This is a genomic window from Stenotrophomonas sp. ZAC14D1_NAIMI4_1 (assembly GCF_003086775.1).
In the GTDB taxonomy this organism is placed as follows: Bacteria; Pseudomonadota; Gammaproteobacteria; order Xanthomonadales; family Xanthomonadaceae; genus Stenotrophomonas.
This window is the reverse complement of record NZ_CP026001.1, coordinates 881,746-899,767: the sequence shown is the minus strand read 5'-3', so window position 1 is coordinate 899,767 and position 18,022 is coordinate 881,746. Positions and strand designations below refer to the sequence as shown.

The window sequence follows — 18,022 nt, the reverse complement described above, 5'->3', positions numbered from 1 at the left end:
GCCCGGCGGGTTGCCGCCGCGCTCGCCGGGCGTGGCCCGGCGCTACCGACCCGGACCCGGCAGCCCCGCCCCTGACGCGCTAAACTGTTGGTCTTTCTGCCTTTCTCTTTCGCCGACTCATGTCCGAGCACACCCCCGCCAGCCCCGAGACCCCCGCCGACAGCCACGAGAAGCGCGATTTCATCCGCCAGATCGTGCGCGAGGACCTGGCCAGCGGTAAGCACCAGGCGATCAAGACCCGCTTCCCGCCCGAGCCGAACGGCTACCTGCACATCGGCCACGCCAAGTCGATCTGCCTGAACTTCGGCCTGGCCGGTGAGTTCAGCGGTGTCTGCAACCTGCGCTTCGATGACACCAACCCGGCCAAGGAAGACCCCGAGTACGTGGCCGCCATCCAGGACGACGTGCGCTGGCTGGGCTTCACCTGGAACGAACTGCGCCACGCCTCGGATTACTTCCAGACCTATTACCTGGCCGCCGAGAAGCTGATCGAACAGGGCAAGGCCTACGTCTGCGACCTGTCGGCCGAGGAAGTGCGCGCCTACCGCGGCACCCTCACCGAGCCGGGCCGTCCGTCGCCGTGGCGCGACCGCAGCGTCGAGGAAAACCTGGACCTGTTCCGCCGCATGCGCGCCGGTGAGTTCCCCGATGGCGCGCGCACCGTGCGGGCCAAGATCGACATGGCCAGCGGCAACATCAACCTGCGCGATCCGGCCCTGTACCGCATCAAGCACGTCGAGCACCAGAACACCGGCAACGCGTGGCCGATCTACCCGATGTACGACTTCGCCCATGCGCTGGGCGATTCGATCGAAGGCATCACCCACTCGCTGTGCACGCTGGAATTCGAAGACCACCGCCCGCTGTACGACTGGTGCGTGGACAACGTCGATTTCGCCCATGACGATGCGCTGACCCAGCCGCTGGTCGACGCCGGCCTGCCGCGCGAAGCGGCCAAGCCGCGCCAGATCGAGTTCTCGCGCCTGAACATCAACTACACGGTGATGAGCAAGCGCAAGCTGATGGCGCTGGTCACCGAGCAGCTGGTGGACGGCTGGGAAGACCCGCGCATGCCGACCCTGCAGGGCCTGCGCCGTCGTGGCTACACCCCGGCCGCGATGCGCCTGTTCGCCGAACGCGTGGGCATCAGCAAGCAGAATTCGCTGATCGACTTCAGCGTGCTGGAAGGCGCGCTGCGCGAAGACCTGGACAGCGCCGCCGCGCGCCGCATGGCCGTCATCGATCCGGTGAAGCTGGTGCTGACCAACCTGGACGAAGGCCACGAAGAACAGCTGACCTTCAGCAACCACCCCAAGGACGAGAGCTTCGGCAGCCGCCAGGTGCCGTTCGCCCGCGAGGTGTGGATCGACCGCGAAGACTTCGCCGAAGTGCCGCCCAAGGGCTGGAAGCGCCTGGTGCCGGGTGGCGAAGTGCGCCTGCGTGGTGCCGGCATCATCCGCTGCGATGAAGTGGTCAAGGATGCCGACGGCACCATCACCGAGCTGCGCGGCTGGCTGGATCCGGAATCGCGCCCGGGCATGGAAGGCGCCAACCGCAAGGTCAAGGGCACCATCCACTGGGTCAGCGCCGTGCACGGCGTGCCGGCCGAGATCCGCCTGTACGACCGCCTGTTCTCGGTGCCGAACCCGGACGACGAGTCGGAAGGCAAGACCTACCGCGACTACCTCAACCCGGAATCGCGCCGCACCGTCACCGGCTATGTCGAGCCGGCCGCGGCCAGCGCCACCCCGGAGCAGTCGTTCCAGTTCGAGCGCACCGGCTACTTCGTCGCCGACCGCCGCGACCACACCGAGGCCAAGCCGGTGTTCAACCGCAGCGTGACCCTGCGCGACACCTGGTCGGCCTGAGGACCTGCGCGGGCGCCGGGAAGGCGCCCGCACACTGCCGGACATGATCACCGCCCTCTCCGCCCTGCTCTGGTTCATCTCGCAGCATCCGCTGCTGACGTTCTTCGCAGCGATGGTGCTGGCCGTGCTGGTCTCGTGGTGGCGGCGCTCATTCGGCTACGCCATCGTGGTGTTCCCGCTGGCGATGCTCAATGTCTTCCTCGGCAGCTTCCTCAACGCCACCTTCCTCAATGCGGTGGGCGAGCGCGGTGAAGCGGTGATCGTCCAGGCCGAGGAAACCAGCTCCACGCTCAACGAGCAGTACATCTGGCGCTATGAAGCGGTGCTGCACACCGCCGAGGGCCGCGATGTGGAGGTGGTGTTCCATACCAACACCGCCTCGCTGTGGCCGCTGGAAAACGCCATCCGCATTCCGGCGCGCGACCAGCCGTTCGTGGTGAAGTACACGCCGGGTTTCCCGCGCAACTTCGTCATCCTCACCAACGAATCACCGCACGGCATCGCCCAGGCCCGCGCACGTGCGCGCGAGCGCGTGGACGTGGCGGCGCGCAAGCTGCATTTCAGCCCGGGCAATGCCGATTTCCGCGCGGACTATCGCCGCGAGCTGGAAACCTGGCTGCGCGACCATGGCAACGATCCGCAGCAGCAATCCGACGCACGGCGGTATCGCGCCGAACTCGACGCTCTGTAACGCCAGCCCTGCCCGGCGGCTGCGCCCCACCCTGCAAACCAGGTGCCCCGATGACCACGACCGCGTCTCCCCTCCTGCCGCTGCTGCACCAGGTCCTGCTGGGCCGTGACATCGCCTGTACCGTCGATGGCCACGAACTGGTGCTGGACAGCGGCCTGCGCCTGAGCCCGCACGCGATAGGTGCCGATCCGCGCGACAACGGCGGCTGGCAGATCTCCTCGGTGATCGAGGCGCGCCATCCGGCGCTGTTCGCCGATGGCCTGTTCGAGTACCAGCACGCCGCCGGCGACAGCCAGGAGGAAGCCACGCTGTCCGGCTTCGAGAACTGGGTGCGGGTGGACCTGGCCACCCTGCAGGCCGCCATCGGCGCCGACGACGCGCCGGAACTGCAGATGCTGACCCTGCGCTACGGCGCCGAGGAAACCGGAACGCCGCTGGCACGCGCGGTGGTGCTGGGCCCGCTGGCGCACTACCGCAGCGAACCGGCCAACGACGCCGCTGCCTGCAGCGAGGGCGACCACGGCTCCTGCCCGTGCTGCCTGTTCACCCAGAGCGTGGACGCCTTCAACGAACTGCTGAAGACCCGCCAGTTCCTCGGCATCCGCCTGTTCGCCTCGCGCGATGCGGACGGCCAGTGCGAGGCCGATTGCCGGGTGAACGGCCATGACTTCCCCGCCGCCCTGCCCTTGCTGCGTGCCTACGCCGCGCGCTGGCCGCAGGCCGGGCTGGAGTTCCGCAAGCAGTACGTGGTGGTCCGCACCGACCTGGACGACTGAGCAGACACCCGCGGTGCACCCGGCTGCCGCTACACTGCGCGCCGGTTACCGAACCCGCTGCACCTCTTCCCTTCCACACGAGGCACCCCCGCGATGCTGTACGCGCAAGTCCACCTGACCCTTCCCGCCTGGATCCACGACCAGATCGACCTGGATCGTCGCTATCCCGGCGATGAGGCCAAGGTCGCGCTGGCCATCGAGCTGTCGCGGCTGAACATCGAACACGCCAGTGGCGGCCCGTTCGGCGCGGTGGTGTTCGGGCCGGAAGACAAGGTGATCGCCGCCGGCGTGAACCGGGTGATGCCGCATGCGACCTCGCTGGCGCATGCCGAAAACATGGCCTACATGTTGGCCCAGCAGCGCCTGCAGACCCCGCGCCTGAACGCCGTGCTGTCGCCGATCACCCTGGCCACCAGCTCGCAGCCGTGCTGCCAGTGCTACGGCGCCACCGTGTGGGCCGGCATCGACCGCCTGCTGATCGGCGCCAGTTCGGCCGATGTGGAAGCACTGACCCCATTTGATGAAGGCCCGCTGCCCGCCGACTGGGTGGGTGAGCTCAACAAGCGCGGCATTGAAGTCGTGCAGGGCCTGAACCGTGATGACGCCCGCAGCGTGCTGCGCGCCTATGGAGAGAGTGATGGCGCCCGTTACTGAGGCCGGCATCGGCCTGCTGTGCCTGTGCCGCCAGGGCTTCGAGCCCGAACTGGCCGGCGAACTGCAGTTCCGCGCCGGTGAAGCCGGTTTCGCCGGCTATTCGCGCACCCAGCGCAATGATGGCTACGTGTTGTTCATGTGCGACGAAGCCGCTGCGCTGGCACCGCGCCTGCGCTGGCGCGAACTGATCTTCGCCCGGCAGAAGCTGGTGGTGCTGGCCGAGCTGCCGCAGCTGGATCCGGCCGACCGCATCACCCCGATGCTGGAGGTGCTGGCCGATGCGCCGCGCTTCGGCGACCTGTGGGTGGAGCACCCCGATTCGGATGCCGGCAAGCCGCTGTCCGGGCTGGCCCGCGCCTTCGGCAATGCACTGCGCCCGGCGCTGCGCAAGGCCGGCAAGCTGACCGACAAGCCCAATGCGCGCCTGCCGCGCCTGCACGTGGTATTCGTCGACGGTACCCATGCCTTCGTGTGCGTGGCCGACCCGGCCGACAGCGCACCGTGGGCACTGGGCATTCCGCGCCTGAAGCTGCTGCCCGAAGCGCCCTCGCGCTCGGCGCTGAAGCTGGACGAAGCGCTGCTGACCCTGCTGACCCCGGAAGAACGCGAGGCACTGGCAAAGCCCGGCATGCGTGCCGCCGACCTCGGTGCCGCACCGGGTGGCTGGACCTGGGTGCTGACCCGCCAGCACATGCACGTGCTGAGCATCGACAACGGCCCGCTGCGCCAGCACGTGCTGGACACCGGCCTGGTCGAGCACCTGCGTGCCGATGGTTTCCACTGGCACCCGGATCAGCCGTTGGACTGGATGGTCTGCGACATGGTCGAGCAGCCGCGGCGCGTGGCCGAACGCATGGCCACCTGGTTCCGCGAAGGCTGGTGCAGGCACGCGATCTTCAACCTGAAGCTGCCGATGAAGAAGCGCTGGGACGAAACCCGCCTGTGCCTGGACCTGTTCCAGGAGCAGGCCGGCAAGCCGCTGGTGGTGCGTGCCAAGCAGCTCTACCACGACCGCGAAGAGATCACCGTACTGGCCTCGCCGCTGCGCTGAGGCGCGACGCCTGCCGGGCCTGGCCCGGCGCTACCAGGAATACGCCCGCATGCACTTCCGACTGATTCCACTCCTGATGGCCCTGCTGCCGGCCGTTGCATCGGCGCAGGTGGCCCTGCCTGCGCCGGCACAGAGTGCGCCGCTGCGCGACGACAGCGGCGTGGTGCGCCAGCAGTCGCTGGCCAGTGGCCGCGTCACCGGCAGCGTCGACATCGCCGTGCCGCTGGGCGAAACGCCGGTGACCGTGCGCTCGGTCAGCCCGGCCAGCGTGGTCGGCCAGTACCGCATCCACTTCGCCGCACTGGACGTGGACGGCGATGGCTTCATCAGCCGCGAAGAAGCACAGGCCAACCCCGCGCTGGCCGATGAATTCAATTCGCTGGATGTGAAACGCCGCGGCAAGCTGGACCGCACCGATCTGGCCGGTTGGCTGATCGACTGATCCGCCTTCGCGATGTTCATCCACGCATGGCGTGGATCTACTGACTTAATTCCAAATGTCCATCCACGCATGGCGTGGATCTACAGTGGTAGCGCCGGGCCACGCCCGGCGGCATCGGTGAACCGCGCGGCGCGCTCGCCGGGCATGGCCCGGCGCTACCCGCTTACACGCCAGCGGCGCGCTTCCAGAATGCCTGCACCAGCGGCGGCCACTTGCCGACGCAGCCCAGCGCGCGGCCGCGGGCCAGGGTCAGGTGCATCTCGTCGTTGGAGAACAGGCGGTTGATCGCATCGAAGCTGTAGGCGGCGATGTGATTGTCACTGCGACGCTCGCGCGCCCAGCGCTGCAGGCGCTGCGGCGACAGGCGCGGCTGGCCACGGCGCTCGGCCGACGGCGCCAGCCACTGCTGAAGGGCGGCGACATCGCGCAACCCCAGGTTCACGCCCTGCCCGGCCAGCGGGTGCACCACGTGGGCAGCATCGCCCAGCGCCAGCACGCGGCCGGCCACGTAGTGGCGGGCCAGCTGACGTCGCAGCGGGAACGCTGCACGCGGCGAGGCCAGGCGCAGCTCACCCAGGCGCGCGGCGAAGGCACGGGTCAGTTCACGGTTGAAGGCCGCTTCGTCCAGCGCCAGCACGCGTGCAGCCTCGTCCTCGGGCAGGGTCCAGACGATCGAGCTGCGGCGCTCGGCCACCGGCAGCAGGGCCAGCGGCCCGCCCGGCAGGAAGCGCTGCCAGGCCGTGGCCTGGTTCGGCAGCTCGCTGTCCACATAGGCCACCACGCCACGCTGGTGGTAATCGTGGCGCTCGACCTCGATCCCGGCCAGCTGGCGCAGGGTCGATTCGGCGCCATCAGCAGCCACGGCCAGTGCGGCATCCAGGCGACGGCCATCGTCCAGGCGCAGGCGCACGCCCTCGTCGTCCTGCTCCAGCGCTTCCACCCGTGCCGGGCAGTGCAGCTGCACGCCGGCCGCCGGCAGCGCCGCCCACAGGCGGTCCTGCAGCAGTCCGTTCTCGACGATGTAGCCCAGCTCGCGACGGCCGAAGCGATCGGCATCGAACAGCAGGTCCTCGCCACCGGCCGCATCCCACACCTGCATGCGCCGGTACGGCCAGGCACGGGCCTGGGCGATCGATGGCCACACGCCGAGGCGCTGCAGCAGCTGTACGTTGTCGGCCGCGAAGGCGAACACGCGCAGGTCCGGCTGCGCGGCCTGCCACGGCGGCGGCTCGCGGCCTTCGACCAGGGCGACCGACAGGCCGGCATCGGCCAGCGCCAGCGCACAGGCGGCACCGACCACGCCACCACCGACGATGGCCACGTCCAGGCGCATGCGGCGGCTCATGCGGCCTCCCCACGGCACAGGCGCGGTACATCACCGCGGAAGCCCATCGCACCGCCGACCAGCATCGACTGCACCGAGGCACGCTGTGCGGCCACCAGGCCCAGGCTGCGCAGCGGCCGCAGCAGCGGCGCCGGGTTGCTGGTCAGCCGCGCCAGGCCACCGGAGAACGCCACCGTCTGCCGGCGGTCCTCCTCGCGGCGGGCCACGTAGGCCTGCAGCAGGGCATCGCTGCCGGCATCGGCGGCGCCGTCTTCCAGCAGCTCGGCCAGGGTCAGCGCATCACGCAGGCCCAGGTTGAAGCCCTGCGCTCCCAGCGGATGGATGGTCTGCGCCGCATTGCCCAGCAGCACCGTGCGCTGTCCGGCCAGCGCGCGCGCCAGCACCTGGATGAGCGGGTAGGCACTGCGCGGGCCGGATTCGAGCAGGCGGCCGGCACGCCAGCCGAGCGCGTTCTGCAGGCGCTGCAGCCAGGCGGCATCGTCCAGCGCCATCACCGCCTCGGCCTGGTCGCGGGCCACGCCGTGCACGCAGCCGAAATGGCGGTCGCCGCGCGGCAGCAGGGCCGTCGGCCCGGTATCGGTGAAGCGCTCCCAGGCACTGCCATCGGGCGCGCGCTGGCTGCGCACGCGTGCGACGAACAGGGTCTGCTGGAAGTCATGGCGGTCGACCTCGATGCCCAGCGCGCCGCGCACGCCACTGGCGGTGCCATCGGCGCCGACCACCAGCCGTGCCTGCAGGACGCGCTCGCCGCTCTCGTCGGCCACGCGCACCTGGCGGTGGCCGTCGACCACCTCGCCCAGGCCAAGGAAGCGCATCGGCCGGTAACGGTGCAGGTGCGGCAGTTCCTGCAGGCGCGCTTCCAGCGCCTGGCCGAAATCGCGCGCCACCACCACCTGGCCGAACCAGGGCCGGTCGTAATCGGCCGCATCGAGCTGCACGCGGCCGAAATCGCCGGCCCGGCTGACATGGATGCGCCGGATCGGGCCGGGCGCCATCGCCAGCTTCTGCATCACCCCCAGCGCGGTCAACGCGTTGACGGTGGCGGCGGCGAAACTGAGGTTGCGCTGGTCGAACACCGCCGGCAGTTCGCCGGCCGGGCTGGCCTCGAGCAGGCCCACGTCCAGGCCCAGCCGGTCCAGGGCGATGGCCAGGCTGGCTCCCACCAGACCGCCACCGACGATCAGCACGTCATGTCGTTCACTCATGAGCCAATGATACGCGCTCGCTGCCGAACCCTGCGCCGACCCGCGCGGCGGGCTAGAATGAAAGCTGAATCCGCTCCGGGCCCGCTGCCATGTCCGACACCGCCAACCGCGCCTTCGTCCTTTCCGTGCTTGTGCTGTTGCTGGCGGCGACCCGGGTCAACCACTTCGCGGCCATCCCCGATGCGTCGTGGGCGGTGTTCTTCATCGGTGGTTTCTACCTGGCGCGCTGGACGCGCTGGGCGTTCCCGCTGCTGATGGTCTTCGCCGTACTGGTGGACTGGATCGTGATCCGCAGCAGCGGGCTGGATTTCTGGCAGCACTACTGCGTGTCGCCCGGTTACTGGCTGCTGCTGCCGGCGTACTTCTCGCTGTGGGCCGGTGGCCTGCTGCTGGGCCGCAACTACCACGGCGCGCACTGGTCGACGCTGGGCAAGGGCGTGCTGCTGCTGGTGGCCTCGGTGGCGCTGTGCCACCTGCTGGCGCAGGGCGGCTTCTACTGGACCACCCGCAACGTGGCCGAGCCGACCGTGGCCGGCTGGGCGCAGAACTACGCACAGTGGTTCGGCCCCTACCTGCGCACCACCGCCCTCTACGTGGCGCTGGCCGCGGCCCTGCAGCTGGCGGTCGAGCAGGTGCTGAAGCTGCAGCAGGCCCGCCGCGACATCCACCACTGAGCGATCGCATGGGCCACCGTCTTTCGCGCATCTATACCCGCACCGGCGATGACGGCAGCACCGGCCTCGGCGATGGCAGCCGGGTCGGCAAGGACGACCTGCGCGTGGCCTCGTACGGCACGGTGGACGAAGCCAATGCTGCCCTTGGCCTGCTGCTGGCCGCCGCACTCCCCGAAGACGTGCGCGCGCTGGTGGTCCATCTGCAGCACCAGTTGTTCGACCTGGGCGCCGAACTCTGCGTACCCGGCCACGCCGCCATCCACGCCGCCGACATCTCGGCGCTGGAACAGCAGCTGGACCACTACAACGCCGACCTGCCGATGCTGAAGGAATTCATCCTGCCGGCCGGCGGCGAAGCGGCCGCGCGCTGCCACCTGGCGCGCACCATCGTGCGCCGTGCCGAGCGTGAGACCGTCGCCCTGGCGCGGGTGGAAAGCGTGCGCAGCGAGGCGCTGCAATACCTCAACCGGCTGTCGGACCTGCTGTTCGTGCTGTCGCGGGTGCTGGCCCGCGCCGACGGCCACGGCGAGGCCCTGTGGCAGCCGCAGCACCGGCAGCGCTGATCCCCGATGCTGGTCTATACCCACCCCTCCTGCCTGCTGCACGATCCCGGCCCCGGCCATCCCGAATGCCCGCAGCGGCTGCAGGTGGTGCTCGATGCCCTGCACCAGGCCTTCCCCGGCCAGCTGGAATGGCGGCAGGCACCGCCCGCCAAGTTCGGTGAACTGAGCCGGGTACACGACAGCGCCCTGCTCGACTTCGTGCTGCAGCCGCAGACCACGCCGCTGCGCCAGCTGGACATGGACACCTGGACCTCGCCCGGCTCGGCCAGTGCCGCCGTGCACGCCGCCGGCGCCGGCGTTGCCGCGGTCGATGCGGTGATGCTGGGCGATGACCCATTGGCCTTCTGCGCGGTGCGCCCGCCCGGCCACCACGCCACCAGCAGTACGGCGATGGGCTTCTGCCTGCTCAACAACATCGCCGTGGCCGCCGCCTACGCCCGCGACCGGCACGGGCTGGAACGCATCGCGGTGGTGGACTTCGACGTCCACCACGGCAACGGCACCCAGGACATCTTCCAGCACGACGCCCGGGTGTCGTACTACAGCACCCACCAGGCCGGGCTGTTCCCCAATTCGGGCCTGCGCCGCGACCGTGGCGCCGGCAACCTGATGAACATCCTGCTGCCGCCGGGCAGTGGCGGTTTCCGCTTCCGCAACGTCTGGGCCGACGAGATGCTGCCGGCCATCGACGATTTCCGCCCGCAGCTGCTGCTGATCTCGGCCGGCTTCGACGCGCACCTGCGCGACCCGCAGGCCGACCTGATGCTGGAAACCGACGATTTCGCCTGGGTCACCGCCGAACTGCATGCACTGGCCCGCCGCCATGCAGCCGGCCGGGTGGTGTCCATGCTCGAGGGCGGCTACGACCTGCAGGCCCTGTCCGAATGCACCGTGGCCCATGTCCAGGCCCTGCTGGACGGGGCCGCCGGACCTCGGGCTGGATGAACCCGAACCGCCAGCAGGGGGGCGCCTTCATTGCCCCTATGCAGCGGATGGGGCAATCTACCGTCCGTTTTCGCCCGAATCCGAACCGCGTGCGCCGAGCCCTCCGCCTGCTTCCCCTGCCCCTGAGCATCGCCGTCTGCCTTCCCGCGATGGCCGATGACAAGCCGCTCAACTGGGGCCTGTGCCCGGCAACCGAGGTCATTCCCGCCTTCACCGATGCCCCCACCCCGGTGCCCGGGCAGGACAAGGCCGCCGCCAGCGCCGAGCGCGAGCAGCAGCCCACCGACATCGAGGGTGACCAGCTGCTGGGCACCACCACCGTGCCGCAGTACCAGGGCAACGTGGCGCTGCGCCGTGGCGACCAGTTCGTCGGTACCGACAAGCTCAGCTTCGACACCGAGAGCGGCAACTACATCGCCGACGGCAATGTCCGCTACCAGGACGCGTCGATCCGCATGATCGCCAAGCGTGCCGAAGGCAACCAGGAAAGCGACACCCACAAGATCACCGACATCCAGTACCAGCTGGTGTCGCGCCGTGGCAACGGCGATGCCGAATCGGTCGACCTGCAGGGCGCCGTCGGCCAGATGCACCGTTCGACCTACACCACCTGCGATCCCTCGCAGCCGGTGTGGAAGCTGTCGGCGCCGGAAATCGAAGTGGACAACGACGAAGGCTTCGGCACCGCGCGCAATGCCGTGCTGCGCATCGGCAAGGTGCCGGTGCTGTGGGCGCCGTACTTCAAGTTCCCGATCGATGACCGCCGCAAGACCGGCCTGCTGTTCCCGCAGCTGGGCATGTCCGGCCGCAACGGCTTCGACTACGCCCAGCCGATCTACCTGAACCTGGCGCCGAACTACGACGACACGCTGACACCGCGCTACATGAGCCGGCGCGGCCTGATGCTCGACAACGAGTTCCGCTACCTCTACAACGGCGGCCGCGGCGAGCTGCTGACCGCCTACATGCCCAACGACGAGCTGCGCGACCGCGACCGCGGCCGGGTGATGTTCAACGGTTACCACAACGTGGACAGCCACTGGCAGGCGCGCGCCAACCTGGCCTGGGTCAGTGACGAGCGCTATGTCGAGGACTTCGCCAACCGCCTGGTCGGCGTGACCGCGTCCAACCTGCAGAGCACCATCGGCCTGTACGGCACCGGCAAGGACTGGACCGCCGGCATCATGGCCGACCGCTGGCAGCTGACCGATTACACGCTGGACGAGCGCGCCCTGGCCTACAACCGCCAGCCGCGGCTGTATTTCAACTGGGACAAGTCGCTGCTGCCGTGGCTGGAGACCGGCGTCTACTCCGAAGCCGTGCGCTTCACCCACGACGACGTCAACTTCAAGTACGACGCCAGCGCCGGCGAAGACCTGCAGTACACCCGCAACGGCCAGACCCAGCGGATCTACGGCGGTTCGCGCCTGGACGTCAAGCCGTACGTGTCGTTCCCGATCAGCGGCGCGGCCTGGTACGTCACCCCGACGCTGGCCTACCGCTACACCGCCTACCAGCTTGACCGCGGCCTGGCCGACAGCATCCGCAGCAACGTGCTGGCCTCGCAGAACGTCGATACGAGCACGCTGACCGCCGATCAGCTGCGCGGCAACACCTCGCCGACCCGCGCCCTGCCGATCGCCAGCCTCGATGCCGGCCTGTTCTTCGACCGTGACACCACGATCGGCGGCAAGTCCTTCCTGCAGACCCTGGAGCCGCGCCTGTTCTACCTGCGCACGCCCTACCGCAACCAGGACGACCTGCCGATCTTCGATACCCGTGACTTCACCTTCAGCTGGGGCCAGCTGTTCCGCGATTCGCGCTATACCGGCGCCGACCGCCAGAACGACGCCAACCAGCTGACCGTGGCGCTGAGCACCCGCTTCATCGACCAGACCACGGGCAGGGAACGCTTCTCGGCCTCGATCGGCCAGATCCAGTACTTCGACGAGTCGCGGGTGACCGTGACCCCGGGCGGCGCCCCGGTGGAAAAGGGCAAGTCGGCCTGGATCGCCGATTCGAACTACATGATCAACGACCGCTGGACCCTGGGCGCCACCTACCAGTGGGACCCCAAGTACAAGCGCGAGGATCTGGCCAGCGTCCGTGCCCGTTACCTGATGCCCAACGACGGCGTGGTCAACCTGAGCTACCGCTACCGCATCAACGCCGGTGCGGCGGCCAACGCCACCAAGGAACAGCGCACCCTGCTGGAACAGGCCGACCTGTCGTTCCTGTACCCGCTGAACGAGCGCTGGAGCCTGGTGGGCCGCTATTACTACTCCATCCAGGACAGCAAGCCGCTGGAAATCATCGGTGGCGTGCAGTGGGACAGCTGCTGCCTGGCGGTCCGCGCCGTGGCCCGCCGCTACGTGCGCAACCGCGAAGGTGAACTGAACAATTCCATCCAGCTCGAGTTCGTGCTCAAGGGCCTGAGCTCGCTGGGCCAGGACACGGACCGCACTCTGCGCCGTGCTATCCTCGGCTACAACCGCGACGACCTCTATCTCGTGCCGCCCAGCAACACCGGGGCGACCCGGGACGACTACGATCCAAACCAGATCCCATGACCAAGAGCTTCCCCGTCCTACTCGCTTCGCTGCTGGCCGTGTCCAGCGTGTCCGCCCCCCTCCAGGTCATTGCCCAGGAGGCCCAGCCGCTGGACCGCATTGCAGCCATCGTCGATGAGGACGTGGTCCTGCAGAGTGAACTGCAGCGCGCGATCATCAACATCAAGGCCCAGTACGCCGGCCGCGAGAACCAGCTGCCGCCCGATGACGTGCTCAGCCGCCAGGTCCTCGAGCGCCTGGTGCTGGTCAAGCTGCAGGTCGCCCGCGCCCAGAGCAGCGGCATCCGCATCAGCGACCAGGAACTGAACCAGGCGATGAACTCGATCGCCCAGCAGAACGGTTCCAACCTGGACGCCCTGCGCCAGCGCCTGGCCAGCGACGGCATTGATTTCGCCGATTTCCGCTCTTCGGTGCGTGACGAGATCACCGTGCAGCGCCTGCGCCAGAGCTTTGCGCAGAGCCGCATCAGCGTCAGCGAGGGCGAGGTCGATGCTGCCCTGAAGCAGCAGGCCACCGCCGGCAACCAGTACCACCTGGCACACATCCTGGTGGCCCTGCCCGACGGCGCCACCGCCGAGCAGATCGCCACCGGCCAGAAGAAGGCCGACGGCGTGAAGGCGCTGCTGGACAAGGGCGAGCTGGACTTCAACGCTGCCGCCGTGCGCTATTCCGACAGCCCCAACGCGCTGGAAGGCGGCGACCTGGGCTGGCGTACCCTGGATGAAATCCCGGCTGCATTCGCCCAGATGATGGAGCAGATGAAGCCCGGCGACGTGGTCGGCCCGATCCGCGGCCCGAGCGGCTTCCAGCTGCTGAAGGTGGTGGAAGTGCGTGATGCCAACGCCGCCGCCGGCAACCACACCGTGACCGAGTACCACGGCCGCCACATCCTGGTGCGCGTGGACGACAACCAGACCGACGCGGCCGCCAAGGCCAAGATCGATACCCTGCGTGCCCGCATTGCCGGTGGTGCCGATTTCCAGGCCGTTGCCAAGGAATCCTCGGAAGACACCAACAGCAAGGGCCAGGGCGGCGATCTGGGCTGGTTCCCGGCCGATGCCTTCGGTCCGGCGTTCGGCCAGCAGGTCGAGGGCATCCAGGATGGCGGCGTCAGCCAGCCGTTCCGTACCGATGCCGGCTGGCATATCGTGCAGCGCGTTGCCACGCGCCAGACCGACGTGACCAGCGACAACCAGCGTGCCCAGGTCCGCGAGACCATCGGCCGCCGCAAGCTGGAAGACGAGTACAACCGTTTCCTGCAGGAACTGCGTGGCGAAGCCTACGTCAGCTTCCGCAGTGGCGACCGCGCGGAAAACACCGCCACGCCGCAGCAGCCCTGACCGATGCGCCCCGAGCTCGCTCTGGTACCGGGCGAGCCGGCGGGGATCGGCCCGGAGCTGTGCGTCCGCCTTGTCCAGCAGCCGCGTGATGATTGCCGGCTGCTGGCCTTCGCCGACCCGGATACCCTGCGCGCGGCTGCGGCCGCGCTGAAGCTGCCCCTGCAGCTGCTGCCCGAGGATGCCGAGGCCCGCCTGCCGGGCGATCTGCGCCTGCGTCCGCTGGCCAATGCCACCCCCAGCCATTTCGGCCAGACCGACCCCGCCAATGCGGGCGCGGTGATCGGCGCGTTGCTGGCCGCCGGCCAGGCCTGCCTCTCCGGCGAACTGCATGGCGTGGTCACCGGCCCGGTGCACAAGGCGGTCATCAACCAGGGTGGTATTGCCTACAGCGGCACCACCGAACTGCTGGCCGACCAGGCCGGGGTGAAGGTGGTGATGATGCTGGCCAACGACATCGTGCGCGTGGCCCTGGCCACCACCCACCTGCCGTTGCGCGAGGTGGCCGATGCCATCACCACGCCCAGCCTGGAACACACCCTGCGTACCGTGCATGCCGCACTGCGCCGCGAGTTCGGCCTGCCCGCGCCCCGTATCGCCGTGCTCGGCCTGAACCCGCATGCCGGCGAAGACGGCCACCTCGGCCGCGAGGAACTGGACCTGGTCATTCCCCTGCTGCAGCGCCTGCGCGCAGAGGGCATGGACCTGGTCGGGCCGCTGCCGGCCGATACCGCCTTCCTGCCGGCCAAGCTGGCCGGTTTCGACACCGTGCTGGCCATGTACCACGACCAGGGCCTGCCGGTGCTGAAGTATTCCGGCTTCGAACAGGCCGTGAACCTGACCCTGGGCCTGCCCTACCCGCGCGTGGCCGTCGACCACGGCACGGCGCTGGAGCTGGCCGGACGTGGCATCGCCGACCCCTCCAGCCTGCAGGCCGCAACGGCGCTGTGTGCGCGGCTGGCCCGGCAACGTACACTGGGCGCATGAATTCCCCGCATTCCCCCTCCGGCCCGGTGTTCACCGCCCCGGCCAAGAAGCAGCTTGGCCAGCATTTCCTGGCCGACCGCCACTACATCGACAAGATCGTGATGGCGGTCAATCCCAAGGACGGTGACCGCCTGGTCGAGATCGGCCCCGGCCAGGGCGCGATCACCCTGCCCCTGCTGCGCGTTCATCCGAAGCTGACGGTGATCGAGTTCGACCGCGACCTGATCGCGCCGCTGACCGCCGCCGCCGAACCGCTGGGCGATCTGACCATCGTCCAGGGCGACGTGCTGCGCGTGGATTTCACCGCGCTGGCCGCCGGCGAGCCGATCCGCCTGGTCGGCAACCTGCCCTACAACATCTCCTCGCCCATCCTGTTCCACGCGCTGGAGCACGCCGCGGTCGTCCGCGACATGCACTTCATGCTGCAGAAGGAAGTGGTGGACCGCATGGCCGCCGGCCCGGGCAGCAAGGTCTATGGCCGCCTCAGCGTGATGCTGCAGGCCTACTGCCAGGTCACCTCGCTGTTCGTGGTGCCGCCGGGCGCGTTCCGGCCGCCGCCGAAGGTCGATTCGGCCGTGGTGCGGCTGGTGCCGCGCGATCCGGCCAGCATCACCATCGCCGACCACAAGCGCTTTGCCGAGGTGGTCAAGGCCGCCTTCGGTCAACGCCGCAAGACCCTGCGCAATGCACTCAACAACGTCGTGACGGCCGAGCAGTTCGTGGCCGCCGGCGTGCGCCCCGATGCCCGTGCCGAACAGCTGGATGTGGCTGAATTCATCGCTTTGGCCAATGCCACCTGATTACACTGCCGGTATGGAAGACGCTGACGTTTACGCCATTACTGTCGAGGTTGCTCCACGCTTCCTCGACGATCAATCCGCGCCGGAGGACGGCCGGTATGCGTTCGCCTACACGATCCGCATCCACAACCAGGGGCGCGTTGCCGCACGCCTGGTCGCCCGCCACTGGCGCATCACCGATGCCAACGGTCGCGTCGAGCATGTCGATGGCGATGGGGTGATCGGCGAACAGCCGCGCCTGCGCCCGGGTGAAGACTTCCGTTACACCTCCGGTGTCATGCTCGGGACCGACCACGGGACCATGCAGGGTCACTACGACATGGTTGCCGATGACGGCACCGAATTCGCCGCGCCGGTCGCACCTTTCGTGCTGGCCGTGCCGCGTACCCTGCACTGACACGGAGGCCGGACGATGAGTGTATGGGCGATCGGCGACCTGCAGGGCTGCTACGACGTTACCCAGCGACTGCTGGAAAAGATCCGCTTCGACCCGGCGCAGGACACCCTGTGGTTCTGTGGCGACCTGGTGAACCGCGGCGGGCAGTCGCTGGAAACCCTGCGCCTGGTGCATTCGCTGCGCGAGCACAGCGTGGTGGTGCTGGGCAACCATGATCTTTCGCTGCTGGCTGTCGGTGCACGCACCGAAGAAGAGCAGCGCAAGGTCAACCCGGACCTGCTGCGCATCGTGCAGGCCGAGGACCGCGACGAACTGCTGGACTGGCTGCGCCTGCAGAAGCTGGTGCACGTGGACCGCGAGCTGGGCTGGATGATGGTGCATGCCGGCCTGGCGCCGAAGTGGACCACGCAGATGGCAGAGAAGCACGCCGCCGAGGTGGAAGTGCAGCTGCATGGCGCCGGCTACCGCAAGCTGTTCCGCAACATGTATGGCGACAAGCCGAGCTGGGCACCGAACCTGTCCGGCTACGACCGCTCGCGCGCGATCATCAACGTGCTCACCCGCATGCGCTACTGCACCCCGCGCGGGCGCATCGGCATCGAGGACAAGGGCACGCCGGGCACCCAGGAACAGGGGCTGTACCCCTGGTTCGAAGTGCCGGGCCGGGTCGAGCGCGACCTGAAGGTGGTCTGTGGCCACTGGTCGGCGCTGGGCCTGACCATCACCCAGGGCGTGCACGCCATCGACACCGGTGCGGTGTGGGGCGGCAAGCTCACCGCCATCCAGCTCGATACCGATGAACTGCGCGTGGTCCAGGTGCCCGGCCGTGATGTGCCGGCACCGGTGGCCAATGCACGCCCGCCGGCACGACCGGCGCATGAGCGGCCGGCCGCGGCTGCGCCGGGCAAGGAAAAAGAACCGGCTGCAGCACCCGCCAGCCGGGGCCGTCGTCGCCGCCGTCGCGGTGGCGGTAACGGTGGTGGCAGCGGCGGCGCCGGCCCTGGCAACGGAGCCCCGCCAACGGCATGAGCCAAGGACGATGCGCACCATGGACGGTGCTGCTGCTCGCACTGGCCTGTACCAGTGGTTGCCAGCCCGCGTCCCCGCCCCCGCCGCACGCCGATGCCCACGCCCCGGCCCTGGCTCCCCCACCGCCGCAGGCACCATCGCAGCCGCTCGTCGCCGCTGCACGCGCGCAGGTTGGCGTCACTACGCGCTATGACCCCGCTTACCAGGTGCTGGCCTATCCCGGCGGTGACGTGCCGGCCGATCGTGGCGTCTGCACCGATGTAGTGGTGCGCGCCCTGCGCAGCCAAGGCCTGGACCTGCAGGCGCGCGTGCATGAAGACATGCGCAGCGACTTCAGCGCGTACCCGGCGATCTGGGGCCTGGCACGGCCCGACAGCAACATCGACCACCGCCGCGTGCCCAACCTGATGCGCTGGTTCGAGCGGCAGGGCTGGCAGCAGCCGATCAGCGCCCTGCCCACCCACTACCACGCTGGCGACATCGTGGCCTGGAAGCTCACGGGCAATGGCCTGCTGCACGTCGGCATCGTGTCCGACCGCCGCCTGGCCGACGGCACCCCGTTGATCCTGCACAACATCGCCCGCGGCACCCGCGAGGAAGACCTGCTCTTCCAGCACGACATCATCGGCCACTACCGGATGCCCGGGACGTAACGTCGAGGCGGTTCCTGTAGAGCCGAGCCCATGCT

The 18,022-nt window shown here is 69.0% G+C and carries 18 protein-coding genes; 16 read left to right on the top strand and 2 right to left on the bottom strand.

The window, feature by feature from the left end:
- The first annotated feature begins 119 nt into the window (after positions 1–119).
- From C1927_RS04015 to C1927_RS03990, 6 genes are all read left to right on the top strand, one after another.
- The gene (locus C1927_RS04015) at positions 120–1,868 is read left to right on the top strand and encodes a glutamine--tRNA ligase/YqeY domain fusion protein (RefSeq protein ID WP_079220700.1); all 1,749 of its coding nucleotides are present in this window, start codon (positions 120–122) and stop codon (positions 1,866–1,868) included.
- A gap of 43 nt (positions 1,869–1,911) precedes the next feature.
- Positions 1,912–2,559: a hypothetical protein gene (locus C1927_RS04010; protein WP_108745998.1), complete on the top strand. Its 648-nt coding sequence runs from the start codon at positions 1,912–1,914 to the stop codon at positions 2,557–2,559.
- 50 nt (positions 2,560–2,609) lie between these two features.
- A complete protein-coding gene (locus C1927_RS04005; protein WP_079220698.1) occupies positions 2,610–3,335 on the top strand; it encodes a DUF6348 family protein in 726 nt (241 codons plus the stop codon).
- Between the two features lie 93 nt (positions 3,336–3,428).
- On the top strand, positions 3,429–3,989 hold the full coding sequence (locus tag C1927_RS04000) for a nucleoside deaminase (RefSeq protein WP_079220697.1): 561 nt from the start codon (positions 3,429–3,431) through the stop codon (positions 3,987–3,989).
- On the top strand, positions 3,973–5,040 hold the full coding sequence (rlmM, locus tag C1927_RS03995) for a 23S rRNA (cytidine(2498)-2'-O)-methyltransferase RlmM (RefSeq protein ID WP_079220696.1): 1,068 nt from the start codon (positions 3,973–3,975) through the stop codon (positions 5,038–5,040). The genes C1927_RS04000 and rlmM overlap by 17 nt, the downstream gene beginning before the upstream one ends.
- Before the next feature lie 49 nt (positions 5,041–5,089).
- Positions 5,090–5,482 carry a hypothetical protein gene (locus C1927_RS03990; RefSeq protein ID WP_079220695.1) on the top strand — a complete coding sequence of 131 codons (393 nt, stop codon included), beginning with the start codon at positions 5,090–5,092 and terminating at the stop codon, positions 5,480–5,482.
- Between the two features lie 163 nt (positions 5,483–5,645).
- Here C1927_RS03990 and C1927_RS03985 read toward each other — a convergent pair whose 3' ends face one another.
- Both C1927_RS03985 and ubiH read right to left on the bottom strand, forming a co-directional pair.
- Positions 5,646–6,827 (bottom strand): UbiH/UbiF family hydroxylase, encoded by a 1,182-nt coding sequence (locus C1927_RS03985; RefSeq protein ID WP_079220694.1) that lies wholly within the window; start codon positions 6,825–6,827, stop codon positions 5,646–5,648.
- Complete coding sequence (gene ubiH, locus C1927_RS03980; protein ID WP_108745997.1) at positions 6,824–8,032, bottom strand: 2-octaprenyl-6-methoxyphenyl hydroxylase; 1,209 nt, start codon at positions 8,030–8,032, stop codon at positions 6,824–6,826. The genes C1927_RS03985 and ubiH overlap by 4 nt, the downstream gene beginning before the upstream one ends.
- Positions 8,033–8,121: 89 nt before the next feature.
- Between ubiH and C1927_RS03975 the strand changes: the two genes are divergently transcribed.
- The 10 genes from C1927_RS03975 to C1927_RS03930 all read left to right on the top strand — a co-directional run bounded on the left by C1927_RS03975 (position 8,122) and on the right by C1927_RS03930 (position 17,987).
- Positions 8,122–8,706, top strand: a complete 585-nt coding sequence (locus tag C1927_RS03975; protein WP_079220692.1) for a hypothetical protein — start codon at positions 8,122–8,124, stop codon at positions 8,704–8,706.
- Between the two features lie 8 nt (positions 8,707–8,714).
- Positions 8,715–9,269, top strand: a complete 555-nt coding sequence (locus tag C1927_RS03970; protein WP_079220691.1) for a cob(I)yrinic acid a,c-diamide adenosyltransferase — start codon at positions 8,715–8,717, stop codon at positions 9,267–9,269.
- Between the two features lie 6 nt (positions 9,270–9,275).
- Complete coding sequence (locus tag C1927_RS03965) at positions 9,276–10,214, top strand: histone deacetylase family protein (protein ID WP_108745996.1); 939 nt, start codon at positions 9,276–9,278, stop codon at positions 10,212–10,214.
- 89 nt (positions 10,215–10,303) lie between these two features.
- Complete coding sequence (lptD, locus tag C1927_RS03960; protein WP_108745995.1) at positions 10,304–12,784, top strand: LPS-assembly protein LptD; 2,481 nt, start codon at positions 10,304–10,306, stop codon at positions 12,782–12,784.
- Positions 12,781–14,124 (top strand): peptidylprolyl isomerase, encoded by a 1,344-nt coding sequence (locus tag C1927_RS03955; RefSeq protein ID WP_108745994.1) that lies wholly within the window; start codon positions 12,781–12,783, stop codon positions 14,122–14,124. The genes lptD and C1927_RS03955 overlap by 4 nt, the downstream gene beginning before the upstream one ends.
- Positions 14,125–14,127: 3 nt before the next feature.
- Positions 14,128–15,108 (top strand): 4-hydroxythreonine-4-phosphate dehydrogenase PdxA, encoded by a 981-nt coding sequence (pdxA, locus tag C1927_RS03950; protein WP_079220687.1) that lies wholly within the window; start codon positions 14,128–14,130, stop codon positions 15,106–15,108.
- Positions 15,105–15,908 carry a 16S rRNA (adenine(1518)-N(6)/adenine(1519)-N(6))-dimethyltransferase RsmA gene (gene rsmA, locus C1927_RS03945; protein ID WP_079220686.1) on the top strand — a complete coding sequence of 268 codons (804 nt, stop codon included), beginning with the start codon at positions 15,105–15,107 and terminating at the stop codon, positions 15,906–15,908. The genes pdxA and rsmA overlap by 4 nt, the downstream gene beginning before the upstream one ends.
- A gap of 13 nt (positions 15,909–15,921) precedes the next feature.
- Positions 15,922–16,305: a Co2+/Mg2+ efflux protein ApaG gene (apaG, locus tag C1927_RS03940; RefSeq protein ID WP_079220685.1), complete on the top strand. Its 384-nt coding sequence runs from the start codon at positions 15,922–15,924 to the stop codon at positions 16,303–16,305.
- A 15-nt stretch (positions 16,306–16,320) separates the two neighbouring features.
- Entirely contained in the window at positions 16,321–17,334 is a 1,014-nt protein-coding gene (locus C1927_RS03935) for a symmetrical bis(5'-nucleosyl)-tetraphosphatase (protein WP_079220684.1), read from the top strand.
- Complete coding sequence (locus C1927_RS03930) at positions 17,331–17,987, top strand: DUF1287 domain-containing protein (protein WP_108745993.1); 657 nt, start codon at positions 17,331–17,333, stop codon at positions 17,985–17,987. The genes C1927_RS03935 and C1927_RS03930 overlap by 4 nt, the downstream gene beginning before the upstream one ends.
- Positions 17,988–18,022 lie beyond the last annotated feature (35 nt).